The sequence below is a fragment of the Rathayibacter sp. Leaf296 genome (assembly GCF_001423045.1).
In the GTDB taxonomy this organism is placed as follows: Bacteria; Actinomycetota; Actinomycetes; order Actinomycetales; family Microbacteriaceae; genus Rathayibacter; species Rathayibacter caricis.
In genome coordinates, this window is sequence record NZ_LMNR01000002.1 from 102,647 (window position 1) to 117,259 (window position 14,613).

Below are 14,613 nucleotides of genomic sequence, written 5' to 3' on the forward strand. Positions count from 1 at the left end.
CGTCCGTGAGAAATCTCGCAGTGATCGACCACCAGGGCTTGCGCTGAGTGCCCCGGATGGGTGGAGTTGCCGGATGACGGATACGACGAGCACGACCGGCGAGAGCTCCCCGGGGACCGGCAAGGGATCCGAGAAGGGATCCCTGAAGAAGGTCATCACCGGGCCGCTCCTGTTCGCCTTCATCGTCGGCGACACGCTCGGCGCGGGCATCTACACGCTCGTCGGCACGATGGCGAACGACGTGGGCGGCGTGATCTGGCTCCCGCTGCTGATCGCCCTGGTGATCGCGCTGCTGACCGCGGGCACCTACGCCGAGCTGATCACGAAGTACCCGCACGCCGGTGGCGCCGCCCGCTACGTCGACCGCGCCTTCGGCAAGCCCTACCTGTCGTTCCTCGTCGGCTTCCTGATGATGGCGTCCGGCATCACGACCGCCGCCGCCCTCGCCAACGCGTTCGCCGGCGACTACCTCGGCGCGCTGCTCGACGTGCCGCCCGTGCCGACGGCCCTCGTCTTCATCGCGATCCTCACCCTCGTGAACCTGCGGGGAGTGAAGGAGTCGCTGACCGCGAACCTCGTCGCCTCGGTCATCGAGGTCAGCGGCCTCGTGATCGTGATCGTCTGCGCGGCGATCTTCTTCGGCGGCGGCAACGGCGACTTCTCGCGGGTGCTCGAGTTCAACCCCGAGGTCGCCCCGCTGCAGGGCGCGTTCGCCGCCTCCATCGTCGCCTTCTTCTCCTTCCTCGGCTTCGAGGCCGCGGCCAACATGGCGGAGGAGGTGCGGAACCCCTCGAAGGTCTACCCGCGCGCCCTCTTCGCGGCCCTGTTCACGGCCGCCGTCGTCTACCTCCTGATCGCCCTCGGCGCGGTGATCGTGCTGCCGATCGACGAGCTCGCCGAGTCGACCGGTCCCCTGCTCGACGTGGTCGCGGCCAGCGGAGTGGCGGTGCCGCCGTGGCTGTTCGGCCTGATCGCGCTCGTCGCGATCGCGAACGGCGCGCTGCTGTTCATGGTGATGGCGAGCCGGGTCGGCTTCGGTCTGGCCACGGCGGGCCTGCTTCCGAGCGCCTTCGGACGCGTCCTGCCGAACCGCCGCACCCCGTGGGTGTCGATCATCGTCGTCGGCGGCGTGACGATGCTGCTCAGCGTCCTCGGCGACGTCGGCACGCTGTCCGAGACCACCGTGCTCCTCCTCCTGCTGGTCTTCATCTCGGCGAACGTCTCGGTGCTCGTGCTGAAGAAGGACCGCGTCGACCACCCGCACTTCTCGGTGCCGCGCGTCGTGCCGATCCTCGCGACGATCGCGAGCATCGTGCTCCTGACCCAGCAGACCGGAGTGGTGTGGCTCGGGACCGCGGGCTACGTCGTGGTCGGGTCGCTGCTGTTCCTGGCGACGCGCTTCGGCAAGAAGCGTCACGCCGACCAGGTGTCGGCGCGCGAGGACGCAGACCGGTCGTGATCGCCGCCGTTGAGCGCTTTCCGCTGCTCTGAGCTGCTCAGAGCCGCAGATCGTGCCCAACGGTGGGCGGCGGTGGTCCGATCCGTCGCGGACGGCCGCCTCTGCTCGGGATGAGCGGCCGTTCGCGACGGATCAGTAGTGGCCTCGCGCCGGGAGTGACGGATCGATCGCGCGCGGGGACAGTGAGCGACGGATCGTTCCGCGTCGTGGGAGCGTGGACGGGTGACCGTCTCCCTCGCCCCGTTCCCTCCCTCCGATCTCGCCGCCTGGATGGAGGTGCAGCGTGCGTCCTACGTCGCCGACCGTCTGCGCGCGGGGGACACCGAGGCGGCGGCGGAGCGGAACGCGGATGCCTCGCACGACCGCCTCTTCCCGGACGGCCGCCTCGCACCCGGCCACGACGTGCTGCGGATCCTCGACGACGGCGTCCCGGTCGGCGTGATCTGGGTGGGCCCGCACCCGCAGGAGCTCGAGGGCGTGGCGTGGATCTGGGACGTCGAGGTGGACGAGCCGTTCCGCGGGCGCGGATTCGGTCGCGCCGCGATGCTCCTGGCGGAGGAGCACGCGCTCGCGCGCGGCTACCGCGCGCTGGCCCTCAACGTCTTCGGCTTCAACACGACCGCGCGCGGACTGTACGAGTCGCTCGGCTACGAGACGACGGCGGTGCAGATGCGGAAGGAGCTGGGCACTCTCTGATTCCGCGATGACCGTCCCGCGTGTGTGGGAATCAGGTCCTCGTACCGAGGCCGTGAACGGGAAGCATCTCTTTCAGGGCAGGAGGTCGATCATCCCTGGACGCGCCTTCATCGCGTGGATGACGAGTTCGTTGCCGCTGTCGAAGGTCAGGACGACCGTCTCGAGCAGTCGCCCGCTCGAATCGAAACCGAGCCGCAGCTGGCGCGCCGGCGAGTCGTCGTCGAGGTCCTCGACCCACACCGCCTGACTCGCCGCCAGGATCGCATCCTCCGGCGCGACTCCATGCTTGAGTGCGGCGTCGTGAACCTTCACGCCGCAGAAGCGGCGAGTGCCTCGCGGATGACCTCGGAGCGCGACTTGTGCTCCCGGGCAGCGCGCTCGTCGAGTGCAGCCAGTTCCTCGGCGGTGAGGCGCAGGGCCACGACCTGCGACGGCTCGGCGCCACGTCCTGGGCGTCCCCGTCCACGGGCGCGAAGGGCGTCGACGTCGTAGCCGCGCTCGGCCTCCGCCGCCCAGTCCGCGATCTGCTGCTCGGTCACGGGTCGGCCCTCGATCGTCTCTCGGTCGCTCATGGCGAATATCGTATGACGGAAAGCGCCGAAGGAGACAGGTCGTCGCAGAACGTGCCCGGAAGTGCGTCGCCGCGGCTGGTCGGACCCGGAGTCCTCGCGGGAGCCCGACCCGGCACCGCTATCGGGCACCGGGCCGGGCGGCCTGCCGCCGGAGCTCAGCTCGTTGAGGGCACCGCGGTCGGGTCGGACTGGCCCGACCCTTGAGCAGCCGCACCGACCCCGCGGCCGAAGGCCTGGCCCTGGAGGATCGCCCCGAGGTCGACGCCGGTCGCGGACTTGACGCTGTCGAAGGTCGCGGCGAGGCTCGCCGCCTGCTCGCGGGCGATGTGCGTGCCGGCGGTGTCGCCGCCGATCAGCGTGATGGTGCCGACGTTCTGGTAGCCCTTGGCGAACTCGGACATGAGCGAGGGCAGCTGCCCGATGAGTTCGCGACCCAGGATCGCCTCCTGGTTCTCGCGGAGCGCCTCCGCCTCGGCCGCGATGGCCGCCGCGCTCGCCTCGCCCTTCGCGCGGATCGCCTCCGCTTCGGCGGTCGCGTTCGCGCGCAGGGCCTCGGCCTCGGCGCCGGCCTTGGCCCGCAGAGCGTGTGCCTCCGCCTCGGCGCGGGCGCTCACGGCTGCAGCCTCGGCTGCTGCGGACGCCTGGCGGGCCTCGGCCTGGCGCTGAACGGCGTAGGCCTCGGCGTCGGACACCTGCTGCGCGACCTGGCGGTCGGTCTCGGCCTTCTTGGCGCGCCCGTAGGCGTCGGCGTCGGCCTCGGTCTGGCGGCGGTACTTCTCGGCGTCGGCGACGCGCTTGACGTCGGCGTCGAGCTCGGCCTGGCGGTTCTCGGCGCGCTGCACGAGGACGGCCTGCTCGCGCTCGGCGCGGGCCAGGTTCTCGGCCTGCTCGGCCTCGGCGTTGGCGCGGCCGACCTCGGACTTCGCCGCCGCGGTGTTCTTGTCGTAGGCGGTCTGCTCGATCAGGTTCGCCTCGTCGGTCGCGAGCTGGCGCGCCTTGACCTCGCGCGCCGCGTTGATCCGGGCGACGTCGGCCTCGCGGCGGACGCGCTCGATCTCCTGCGCGCCGAGCGCCTCGATGTAGCCGTTGCGGTCGGTGACCCCCTGGATCGCGAAGGAGTCGAGGACGAGTCCCTGAGCGAGCAGGTCGCCCTTGATGCCCTCGGCGATCTCGTCGCCCAGCTTCTGCCGGTCCTGCATGACCTCCTCGACGCTGAGCTTCGCGACGACGCCGCGGAGGGCACCCTCGAGCTGCTCGGTCGTGAAGACGTCGATCGACTGGTCCTGCGAGGCGAAGCGCTCGGCGGCGGCGCGCACCTGGTCGGCCGTGGATCCGATCTTCACGAGCGCGACGCCGGCGAGGTGGATCGTCACGCCGTTCTTGGTCTGCGCGACCGGCTCCATCTTGATCTGCCGCGATCGCAGCGAGATGCGGTCGGAGCGCTGGGTCAGCTTGTTGACGAACGCGCCGCCGCCGGTGATGACGGTCATGTTGGACGTGAGCCCGTCATCCCCCTTCTGCTTCTTGCCGACGATGACGATCGCCTCGTCGGCCTGGGGCACCTGGTACCAGGCGCGGAAGATGAAGAAGCCGATGAGTGCCAGCAGCAGCAGGGCGCCGGCGACGACCCCCGCGATGACGATCCAGAGCAGGTCGGATTGCATGAACGAGATTCCCCCTTCTCGGGACACGCCGAAGGCGCGTCTCTGAGCGATGTACGGCTTCATCGTGGCATGCCCCGGCCCGAGGCGGAGCGGCGGGCATCGGCGCGGAGCGACCGCGACTCGGCACCGTCACTCGGCGGAGGCGTCGCAGACCCCGGTGCCGTCGGCGCGCTGCACGCAGACGCGAGCGCCGTCGGGGGCGAGGCTCCGGGCCGGAGGGAGCAGCCGCTCGAGGTCGCCGTCGTCACCCGCGGCCGTCACCGTCACCGACCGGTCCGAGCGGGCCACCGCGGTGACGCCCGGCGTCGCGAGCACCGCCGACGCCTCGGCCACGGCCGCGCCGAAGGAGCGAGGAGGTGCGCTGATCTCGAGCGTTCGAGCCTCGCCGACGCTCATCGTGACGGTCGAGAACCGCACGGAGCTGGCAGTCGCGGACACCGCCTCCGCGACGGTCACGGCCCGATCGACCGCCTCGACGGCGAGCCGGAGGTGGTCGTCGTCCGTCCAGACGGAGCGCAGGTCGGCGAGGACCTCGGGGTCGAGAGCGGCGAGCACGGCGCGCGCCGACTCCCCGGACGCGCCGCCGCCGAGCGCGACGAGCGGACTCGAGAAGGCGACCGGCGGACCACCGGACGACCCGGCCGCCGCCTCCGCCAGAGCGAGATCGTTCTCGCTGCCCAGCGTCACCTCGAGGCGCTCCGGCGCCGCCCGGAAGCCGATCACGGGCACTGCCGCCGAGACCGCTGCCCACGTGCCCTCGGCACCGTCGATCCACGCGCCCGGGTCACCGGTGACGAGCTCCGACCGGTCGGAGTTCTGCACGCTGACGTGGACCGGAGCCGCGTCCGGCAGCAGGTCGGGAGCGTCCCGGGCGAGCGCGAAGAGGTCCCGCGCCGTCGCCGACTCGGAGAGGAGGAGGCTCAGCCCGCTGACTCGGTCGTCGCTGTCGTCCGCGGCGAGCGCGACGGACGACACGCGCGGATCGTCCCGCAACTCGAGCGCCGCCGCGATCCTCCCGTCGGTGAGATCGGAGTCGCCCGAGACGGGGAGACTGAGCCCCTCGGCGTCGAGCACGACCCGGACGTCTCCCGCCGGGCGCTCGGACGCGAAGGCGCTGAGCCGGTCGGCGAGCGCCCGCAGGTCGGCGTCGGCGAGGTCGTCGCGGGCCACGACCTCAGCGCTCACTCCGCCGGTGAAGGGCATGTTGTCGACGGTCGAGAGCTCGAGATCGGCGACCGCCTCGTCGCTGCCGAACGTCCGTGCGAAGTCGGCGCGGAAGGAGTCGCCGGAGCACCCGGTGAGCAGGAGCACGGAGGTCAGGGCGAGGGCGGCGACGCCGAACCTCCGCATCCGCTCAGACCGCATGGCGCCAGCGTAATCGCGAGCTGCAGAAGTCGAACGGAGTGGACGGATCGCGATCGGCGTGCTCGCCGTGGCACGTCGGTGCCCGCTCGATGACGAGTCGTCGCGGATCGGGGCTCGCACGGAGCGCCGAGGCCGTTCCACGTCCACTGACCCGGGCGAGCCGGAGCGACCGGGTACGAACAGGGGCCTGATGAGCGGGAGGGGCCCGGTCCGCGTCGAGTGACGTGATCGACCGCAGCGCAGTCGGATCGGGCGCGGAGCGTGCGGAACAGCGGAAGTTCGGAGCGACAACCGAACCGCACAGCACGAGAAGCTGAGCGCCGTTCTCACGCCGAAGCCGAGCCGAGAAAGTGCTGGGGTACCTGGACTCGAACCAAGAACAACTGAACCAGAATCAGCCGTGTTGCCAATTACACCATACCCCAATGGCCATCCACAGGTGAGGGAGGAGGCCAGGCGGCGACCGGAAGAACTTCCGGCGCCGAGGAAGAACACTACCCTACGGGCGCACGCCGCTCAAATCGACGCCGGCCTCGTGGATCGCGTGGGCCTCGGACTCGGGGGCGGCCTCGCCGAGGCGGGCGCGCACGAGGTCGCGGTTGACGGCCGAGGCCACCTGGGCGCCGGAGCCGGCGGCCACGATCAGCTGCTGCGGGCCGGGGGCGGTGACCTCGCCGGCGGCGTAGAGGCCGGGCACCGAGGTGCGTCCGCCCGCATCCACGCGGAGGAAGCCGTCGCGGTCGGTCTCGGGGCCGGCGGCGTCGAGGTACTCGAGGACCGGCACCCAGATCGGGCGGACGAAGGCTCCGGTGCGCGGGATCACGTCGCCGTCCTCGAGGAGGACTCCGGTCATGAGCGCACGCTCGCCCGCGAGGTCGGCGACCGGGCGGCGCTCGACGCGGATGCCGATCGAGCCGAGCAGGGACTCGTCGGCGTCGCTGACGACTCCGATGCCGTTGGTGAAGACGATCAGATCGGTCGACCACTGCGAGAGGAGCATGGCGCGCTCGGCGAGGTCGGAGGTCTCTCCGATCAGGGCGAGGGGCTCCCCCGCCTTCTCGTAGCCGTCGCACTCCATGCAGCTGTGCACGGCGGTGCCGTAGTAGGCGCGGAGGCTGGGCAGGCGGGGCAGCTTCTCGCTCAGCCCGGCGGCGACGACCACGGCGGTGGCCACGACGGCGCGGTTCGCGGCGCCGCGCACGCCGCGCGCGGAGACGAGGAACTCGCCTCCGGAGCGCTCGACCGAGGTCACCAGGGCGTTGTGCACCTCGGCGGCCTCGTAGCTCTCGACCTCCTCGCGGCCGAGGCGGCGGAGCTCGAGCGGGGAGACTCCGTCGCGCGTCAGGAAGCCGTGCGAGTGCAGCGTCGCGGCGTTCCGCGGACGGTTGCTGTCGAGCAGCAGGACGCTGCGACGGGCGCGCGCGAGGTTGAGCGCGGCCGACAGACCGGCCGGGCCCGCGCCGATCACGACGACGTCGTACTGGCCTCCCACCGCCTCGGCCATGCTCAGGCCGGTCCGGCGGAGGCGGCGGGCGATGCAGAGCGCTCGGCGAGGCGCGAGAGGCGCGCGAGCGACTCCGCCCTGCCGAGGATCTCCATCGACTCGAACAGCGGGGGCGAGACGCGTCGGCCCGAGATGGCGGTGCGCAGCGGCCCGTAGGCGATGCGGGGCTTGAGCCCGAGGCCCTCGATCAGGGCCGAGGCGAGCGCGGCCTGGATCGAGGCGGTCAGCCACTCCCCCTCCGGCACCGCGGACAGCGCCTCGATCGACGCGGTGAGCACGTCGCCGGCGTTCGCGGGGAGGCCCTTGAGCGCGTCCTCGTCGTAGGTCAGCGCCTCGGCGGTGGTGAAGAGGAAGCCGAGCATGCCCGGCGCCTCGCCGAGCAGGCCGATCCGCTCCTGCACGAGCGGAGCGGCGGCGTCGAGCACGGCGCGCTGCGCCGGAGTCGGCTCCCCGTTGAGCACGCCCGCGGCGATCAGGTACGGCACGGTGCGCTCGGTGAAGTCGTCGACGGCGAGCAGGCGGATGTGGTCGCCGTTGATCGACTCGGCCTTCTTGAGGTCGAAGCGCGCGGGGTTGGGGTTCACGTCGGCGACGTCGAACGCGGCGATCATCTCGTCGATCGAGAAGACGTCGCGGTCGTGGGTCAGCGACCAGCCCAGCAGCGCCAGGTAGTTGACCAGGCCCTCGGGGATGAAGCCGCGGTCGCGGTGGTGGAAGAGGTTCGAGGAGGGGTCGCGCTTCGAGAGCTTCTTGTTGCCCTCGCCCATCACATATGGGAGGTGGCCGAAGCGCGGCACGAAGGTGGTCAGTCCGATGTCGATCAGGGCGTGGTACAGCGCGATCTGCCGGGCGGTGGAGGGCAGGATGTCCTCGCCGCGGAGCACGTGCGTGATCTGCATGATCGCGTCGTCGACCGGGTTCACCAGCGTGTAGAGCGGCTGGCCGTTGGGGCGCACGACGACGAAGTCGCTGAAGGAGCCGGCCGGGAAGGTGATCTCGCCGCGGACCAGGTCGTCGAAGGACAGATCGGCGTCCGGGACGCGGAGGCGGAGGGCGGGGCTGCGGCCCTCGGCGCGGAACGCCGCGCGCTGCTCCTCGGTCAGACCGCGGTCGAAGTTGTCGTAGCCGTGCTGCTTGGCCCGGCCGGCGGCCTCGTTGCGGGCGTCGATCTCCTCGGCGGTGGAGTAGCTCTCGTAGAGGTGGCCCGACGCGAGCAGGCGCTGGATCACGTCGAGGTAGACGTCGCTCCGCTCGGACTGGCGGTACGGACCGTGCGGGCCGCCCACTCCGACGCCCTCGTCCCAGTCGAGCTTCAGCCAGCGCAGCGCGTCGACGATCTGCTCGTAGCTCTCCTCGCTGTCGCGGGCCGCGTCGGTGTCCTCGATGCGGAAGACGAACGTGCCCCCCGTGTGCCGCGCGTACGCCCAGTTGAACAGGGCGGTGCGGATGAGGCCGACGTGCGGCGTCCCGGTCGGGGACGGGCAGAAGCGGACGCGCACGTCGCTCCCGGTCGCGGTCGTGAACGGGTGCGCCGCTGCGGCGCGATCGGAGGGCGGGGTGAGCTCAGACATACGCCCGCGATTCTAGCCGCGGAGCGCGCAGTGCCGTCGGGCTGGACAAGGGGCGTCCCGGTGGTGCGGACTCCGCGCGGACGCCGGTTCAGGGGCCCTCCGCACTGCCGCACGGACGGGATCCTCCGCGGATCGACCGGATGACCGCGCTCCCACGCCCTTTATCGCGAAGCAGTGCTCCGCGTCAACGGACTCGTCTTCTCCGAGGAGCAGTGGTGCTCTGTGCAGAGCGCTTCTCCGGGGCCGCTCGATGAGGAGCGCACCGCATCCGCCATGCCCCGGGCCTCGCGCCAGCACGCCCGGAAAGGGGATTCGGATGAGCACGACCGTCGCCATGTCGCGCGCCACCGCCGCGATGGATCCGGCACGCGAGGAGAAGGACGCTCGCACCCTCTCGCTGTTCCGCGCGGCCGCCGAGGCCACGGGCGCCGAGGGCGACCGCATCCGCGAGCGCATCGTGCTCGACCACCTCGGACTCGCCGAGGCCATTGCCCGCCGCGTCTCGCGCGGAGGCGGCGCCGGCGGCGATTGGGCGGACCTGCGCCAGGTCGCGTACGTCGGCCTCGTCAAGGCCGCCCGCCGCTTCGCTCCCGAGCGCGGCGACAGCTTCGCCGCCTTCGCGGTGCCCACGATCACCGGTGAGCTCAAACGCCACCTGCGCGACCTGGGCTGGATGGTGCGCCCGCCGCGCAGCGTTCAGGAGCTGCACCGCCGCTCCGCTGTCGTCTCGGAGGAGCTCTCGCAGGAGCTCGGCCGGCACCCCTCCGACCGCGAGATCGCGCTGCGGCTCGGCGTCGACGCCGCCGACATCGCCGACGCCCGCTCGGCCGGTCACCCGCTCTCGCTCGACGAGACGGTCGGCACGGGCGGCGACGGAGGAGTGCGGCTCGGCGAGACGCTGGGCGGGGACGACGAGAACCTCGCGGCGATCGACCGCCGTCACGGCCTCGCCACCGCACTCGCCGAGCTCGAGGACGCGCAGCGCGAGCTGCTGCGCATGCGCTTCGTCGAGGAGATGACTCAGCAGCAGATCGCAGAGGCGTTCGGCACGACGCAGATGCAGGTCTCGCGCCTGCAGCGCCGGATCCTCGCGCAGCTGGCCGACCGGCTGGGCGCTCCCTCGCGCTCGCATCAGCCGCGCTCCCCCCGCGCCCGCGTCGCCGTGGTCACGCCCGTCCGGCAGGCACCCCGCCTGCGGTCCGCCTGAGGTGCGCCTCGGCACGCGAGGGCAGCGAGGCGAGGGCGTCCAGGACGTCCTCGGTCTGCACGGCCAGGAGGGCCGGGTCCGGCTCGGAGGAGAAGACGTCGCCCTTGCGGAGCGACGCGTCGGTCAGCACGATGTGCGGTCCGCTGACGGGCGGGCCCCAGGCCTCGGGCGGTGCCGGGCCGAAGATCACGACCGAGGGGATGCCGTACGCCGACGCCAGGTGCGCGGCTCCGGTGTCGACCGTGACGAGGGTCTCGGCGGCGGCGACCACCGCGGCGAACTCGACCAGGTCGACCTCCCCGGCCAGCACCTCCCCCGTGCCGGCGAGCTCGGCGACGCGACGGGCGCGATCGGCCTCGTTCGCGCCTCCGGTGTAGACGACGCGGTGCCCCTGGCCGGCGATCGAGCGGGCGACCGCGGCGAAGCGCTCTTCGGGCCACTCGCGCGAGCCGTAGAAGGCGCCGATGTGCACGACGGCGGCGCCGGCGACCCGCGGGGCGACCTCGGGGACCGCGATCGCGACGTCCTCGGGATCGGCGTCGAGGCCGATCGAATTCACCAGGCGCGCCCAGCGCGCGCGCTCGAGCTCGCCGTCGATCCACAGCGGGCGCGGGTCGTCGTGGCTCGCGTCGGGATCGAGGGCCGGCACGCGGAACTCGAGCGTGCGCTCCGGCTCGATCTCGGCGAGGCGCAGCCGCGACTCCGGACCGTTGCCGTGCAGGTTGACGCCGAGCTCGACGCGGCCGGCGGCCATCGGCAGCGGATCGTCGAGACCGTGCAGGGTGGGCACCAGGGCGTCCAGCCCCTCGATCAGGTCGACGATCGGCTCGAGCCAGGGCGTCGTGGCGAGGATCAGCCGGTGCTCGGGGAAGCCGCGGCGCAGGGCCTTGAGCGCCGGGACCGCCACGAGGATGTCGCCGAGCTTGAGCGCGCGGAGCGCGAGGACCTCCGGGGTGCCGTCCGGTTCGGTGAGAGCGCGCACGGCGCCTCCTTCCTGTCGGAGGTCCCGTACCCCGTCGCCGGACGCTCAGACGCACGGGCCCCGATCCCGACGCGCCCGAACGGCACCACTTCTCCTCGGCACCGTTTACGAGGAGGAGAAGCAGGGTACGAGGACGGTGTGACCGACCCGATGCACCCGAGCGAGCAGCGCAGCACCGCCGAGCTCGAGCGGACCCCGCGACTGCGCGGGATCCTCTTCGACCGCGATGCCACGCTCGTCGTCGACGTGCCCTACAACGGCGACCCCGAGCGGGTCGAGCCGATGCCGACGGCCCTCGACGCCGTCGAGCGAGCGCGCGAGGCGGGGCTGTCGATCGGAGTCGTCACCAACCAGTCCGGCATCGCCCGCGGCATCATCGACCGGTCGCAGGCCGACGCGGTCAACCGGCGGGTCGACGAGCTCTTCGGCGGCTTCGACGTCTGGATGCTCTGCCCGCACGGCCCCGAGGACGGCTGCGACTGCCGCAAGCCCGCGCCCGGGATGGTGCTGGGCGCGGCGGCGGCTCTCGGACTGCCCGCCGACTCCCTCGCCGTGATCGGCGACATCGGCGCCGATGTGGGCGCGGCGGCCAACGCGGGCGCGCGGGGCGTGCTCGTCCCCACTCCGATCACCCGGGCCGAGGAGGTGGAGGCTGCGGCGTTCCGCGCCGACACGCTCCTCGAGGCGGTCGAGCTGCTCCTGGCGATGCAGCCGGACCCGTCCGAGGAGGGCACGGCATGACCCGCCGCGTCCTCGTCGCCCGCCTCGACAGCGCGGGCGACGTGCTCCTCTGCGGCCCCGCCGTCCGCGCGATCGCCGCGGACGCGGAGGTGCTGCTGCTCGCGGGGCCCCAGGGTGCGCCCGCCGCCGCACTGCTGCCCGGGCCGACGAGCGTCCGCACCTGGTGGTGCCCGTGGATCGGCGATGCCTCGCGACCGGTCGACGCCGCGCTCGTCACGGAGCTGCGCGCGATCGTCGAGGAGTTCGCCCCGGACGAGGCCGTGATCCTGACCTCCTTCCACCAGTCGCCGCTGCCGCTCGCGCTCCTGCTCCGCCTCGCGGGCGTCGCGCGGATCAGCGGCGCCTCCGTCGACTTCGCCGGCGCCCTGCTCGATGTGCGGCTGGTGCCGGGCGAGACCCTCGAGGAGGACCAGCCGGAACCGGAGCGGGCGCTCGCCCTCGCCGCCGCGGCCGGCTTCGCGCTGCCCGAGGGCGACGACGGACGCCTGCGCGTCCGCCGCGAGGGCGTGCTACCCGCTGCGCTCGAGGGAATCGGCCCCTACGTCGTCGTGCACCCCGGAGCGGCGGTGCCGGCGCGCGCCTGGCCCGCGGCGAACGCGGCCCGCGCCGTCGAGCTGCTCGCCGACGAGGGCTTCGCCGTCGCGGTCACGGGCGGCCCCGGCGAGCGCGCGCTCACGGCCGAGGTCGCGGGCACCCGCGGCATCGACCTGGGCGGCGCGACCGACTTCGCCGGTGCCGCCGAGGTACTCGCCCGCGCCGAGGTCGTCGTCAGCGGCAACACCGGTCCGGCGCACCTCGCCGCGGCCGTCGGCACTCCGGTCGTCAGCCTCTTCTCCCCCGTCGTCCCCGCGATCCGCTGGGCGCCCTACGGCGTACCCGTGGAGCTGCTGGGCGATCAGGGCGCCGCGTGCGCCGGCTCCCGCGCCCGGGTCTGCCCGGTGCCCGGCCATCCCTGTCTGGCGGGGGTGAGCGCCGAGGAGGCGGTCGCCGCCGTCCTGCGACTCCGCGCCCTCGGGCGCTCCACCACGACCACGACGGAGGCGATGGCATGAGGATCCTCCTCTGGCACGTGCACGGCGGCTGGGCGGACGCGTTCGTCCGCGGCGACCACGAGTACCTGCTCCCCACGACGGACGCCCGCGACGGTTGGGGCCTGGGCACCGGCGGCCGCGACTGGCCCAATGCGATCGAGATCGCCCCCGAGGACCTGCGCGACGCCGACGTCGACGTCGTGCTCCTGCAGCGTCCGGAGGAGCTCGCGGAGGCGGAGCGCCTGCTGGGCCGGCGCCTCGGCCACGACGTGCCCGCCGTCTACGTCGAGCACAACACCCCGCGCGGCGACGCCCCGACCAGCCGGCACCCGCTGGCCGACCGCGACGACCTCCTCCTGGTGCACGTCACGCACTTCAACGCGCTGATGTGGGACACCGGATCGACGCCGACGACGGTGATCGAGCACGGGATCCACGACCCCGGCCCCCTCTACACGGGTGAACTGGCGCACTTCGGAGTCGTGATCAACGAGCCGGTGCGGCGCAACCGCGTCACCGGCACCGACCTGCTGCCCCGCTTCGCCGAGGTCGCGCCGCTCGACGTGTTCGGGATGAAGACCGAGGGCCTCGCCGAGCTCCCCGGGTTCCCGGCGGGGCGGCTCGCCGTCCTCGGCGACGTGCGGACGAGCGAGATGCACGCGCAGCTCGCCCGCCGCCGCGTCTACCTCCACCCGTTCCGCTGGACCTCGCTCGGCCTCGCGCTGCTCGAGGCGATGCACCTGGGCATGCCGGTGATCGCGCTCGAGACGACCGAGGCGGGCCGGGCAGTGCCTCCGGGTGCGGGAGTCGTCTCGAACGACCTCGACGAGCTCGTCGCCGCCGCTCGCGAGCTGCTCGCGGATCCGGAGCGCGCCGCCGCCGCCGGGGCGATCGCCCGCGAGAGCGTCCTCGAGCGCTACGGCCTCGCCCGGTTCCACCGGGACTGGGACGAGGTCCTCTCCGATCGTCCGCGCCGCACCGGCCGGACCCTCACCGCCGCAGGGACCCGAGGAGGGAGCACCCGATGATGCACACGACCACCACCCGACCTCTCGCGATCGCGATGGTCTCGGAGCACGCCAGCCCGCTGGCGACGCTCGGAGGCGTCGACGCCGGCGGCCAGAACGTGCACGTCGCGGCCCTCGCCGACGCGCTCGCCCGCCGCGGCCACCGCGTCACCGTCTACACCCGGCGCGACGACCCCTCCCTCCCCCGCCGCGTCCCGTTCACCTCCGGAGTCGAGGTCGTGCACATCGACGCCGGCCCGGCCGCGAAGGTGTCGAAGGACGAGCTGCTCCCCTACATGGGCGACTTCGCCGTCGACCTCGCGAACGACTGGCTCGACTCCCGCCCCGACCTCGTGCACAGCCACTTCTGGATGTCCGGGGTCGCCGCGCTCGACGCCTCCGAGCGGGTGGAGCGCGCGACGGGCCGCCGCGTGCCCGTGTTCCACACCTTCCACGCGCTCGGAGTGGTCAAGCGCCGCCAGCAGGGCGCGCTCGACACGAGCCCCGAGGAGCGCGCCTGGCTCGAGCCCGGAGTCGGCCAGCGCGCCGACGGCATCGTCGCGACCTGCTCCGACGAGGCGTTCGAGCTCAAGGGCCTCGGCGTGCCGACGAGCAGCATCTCGGTCGTGCCCTGCGGAGTGGACCTGGAGCGCTTCTCCCCCGACGGACCCGTGGCCGAGAAGACCCGTCCGATCCGGCTGATGAGCATCGGGCGCCTCGTGCCCCGCAAGGGCATGGGCCACGCGATCGAGGCGCTCGCCCGCCTGGTCGACGACGGCCACGACGCCGAGCTCGTCATCGTCGGCGGGGCGGG

General features: G+C 72.9%; 14 protein-coding genes and 1 tRNA gene. 7 read left to right on the forward strand and 8 right to left on the reverse strand.

The features are described 5' to 3' along the window. The first annotated feature begins 73 nt into the window (after window positions 1–73). Entirely contained in the window at window positions 74–1,459 is a 1,386-nt protein-coding gene (locus tag ASF46_RS10760) for an APC family permease (RefSeq protein ID WP_056867628.1), read from the forward strand. A gap of 222 nt (window positions 1,460–1,681) precedes the next feature. Next, entirely contained in the window at window positions 1,682–2,155 is a 474-nt protein-coding gene (locus tag ASF46_RS10765; protein WP_056867629.1) for a GNAT family N-acetyltransferase, read from the forward strand. 72 nt (window positions 2,156–2,227) lie between these two features. Here ASF46_RS10765 and ASF46_RS10770 read toward each other — a convergent pair whose 3' ends face one another. From ASF46_RS10770 to gltX, 7 genes are all read right to left on the reverse strand, one after another. After that, window positions 2,228–2,467 carry a hypothetical protein gene (locus ASF46_RS10770; RefSeq protein WP_056867630.1) on the reverse strand — a complete coding sequence of 80 codons (240 nt, stop codon included), beginning with the start codon at window positions 2,465–2,467 and terminating at the stop codon, window positions 2,228–2,230. Next, entirely contained in the window at window positions 2,464–2,727 is a 264-nt protein-coding gene (locus tag ASF46_RS10775; RefSeq protein WP_056867631.1) for a ribbon-helix-helix protein, CopG family, read from the reverse strand. The genes ASF46_RS10770 and ASF46_RS10775 overlap by 4 nt, the downstream gene beginning before the upstream one ends. 155 nt (window positions 2,728–2,882) lie before the next feature. After that, window positions 2,883–4,391: an SPFH domain-containing protein gene (locus tag ASF46_RS10780; RefSeq protein ID WP_055793491.1), complete on the reverse strand. Its 1,509-nt coding sequence runs from the start codon at window positions 4,389–4,391 to the stop codon at window positions 2,883–2,885. Window positions 4,392–4,520: 129 nt separating this feature from the next. Next, entirely contained in the window at window positions 4,521–5,756 is a 1,236-nt protein-coding gene (locus ASF46_RS10785; RefSeq protein WP_157602445.1) for a hypothetical protein, read from the reverse strand. 353 nt (window positions 5,757–6,109) lie between these two features. Beyond that, window positions 6,110–6,181, reverse strand: a tRNA-Gln gene (locus ASF46_RS10790). 74 nt (window positions 6,182–6,255) lie between these two features. Continuing rightward, window positions 6,256–7,260: an NAD(P)/FAD-dependent oxidoreductase gene (locus tag ASF46_RS10795; RefSeq protein ID WP_056867633.1), complete on the reverse strand. Its 1,005-nt coding sequence runs from the start codon at window positions 7,258–7,260 to the stop codon at window positions 6,256–6,258. Window positions 7,261–7,262: 2 nt separating this feature from the next. Next, complete coding sequence (gene gltX, locus ASF46_RS10800) at window positions 7,263–8,831, reverse strand: glutamate--tRNA ligase (RefSeq protein ID WP_056867634.1); 1,569 nt, start codon at window positions 8,829–8,831, stop codon at window positions 7,263–7,265. 316 nt (window positions 8,832–9,147) lie between these two features. Between gltX and ASF46_RS10805 the strand changes: the two genes are divergently transcribed. After that, entirely contained in the window at window positions 9,148–10,038 is an 891-nt protein-coding gene (locus tag ASF46_RS10805) for a sigma-70 family RNA polymerase sigma factor (protein ID WP_056867635.1), read from the forward strand. On the opposite strand, the gene ASF46_RS10810 is transcribed toward ASF46_RS10805, so the two are convergent. Beyond that, window positions 9,998–11,020: a glycosyltransferase family 9 protein gene (locus ASF46_RS10810; protein ID WP_056867636.1), complete on the reverse strand. Its 1,023-nt coding sequence runs from the start codon at window positions 11,018–11,020 to the stop codon at window positions 9,998–10,000. The genes ASF46_RS10805 and ASF46_RS10810 overlap by 41 nt on opposite strands. Window positions 11,021–11,158: 138 nt before the next feature. On the opposite strand from ASF46_RS10810, the gene ASF46_RS10815 reads away from it, so the two are divergent. The 4 genes from ASF46_RS10815 to ASF46_RS19720 form a co-directional block, all read left to right on the forward strand. Then, window positions 11,159–11,761 carry an HAD-IIIA family hydrolase gene (locus ASF46_RS10815; protein WP_327205463.1) on the forward strand — a complete coding sequence of 201 codons (603 nt, stop codon included), beginning with the start codon at window positions 11,159–11,161 and terminating at the stop codon, window positions 11,759–11,761. Further along, window positions 11,758–12,813, forward strand: coding sequence for a glycosyltransferase family 9 protein (locus ASF46_RS10820; RefSeq protein ID WP_056867637.1), 1,056 nt, complete (start codon window positions 11,758–11,760; stop codon window positions 12,811–12,813). Before ASF46_RS10815 ends, ASF46_RS10820 begins: the two co-directional genes overlap by 4 nt. Then, window positions 12,810–13,820, forward strand: a complete 1,011-nt coding sequence (locus tag ASF46_RS10825; protein WP_056867638.1) for a glycosyltransferase — start codon at window positions 12,810–12,812, stop codon at window positions 13,818–13,820. Before ASF46_RS10820 ends, ASF46_RS10825 begins: the two co-directional genes overlap by 4 nt. Then, on the forward strand, window positions 13,817–14,613 hold a 797-nt coding region (locus ASF46_RS19720; RefSeq protein WP_235576924.1), incomplete at its 3' end, for a glycosyltransferase. The genes ASF46_RS10825 and ASF46_RS19720, both read left to right, overlap by 4 nt.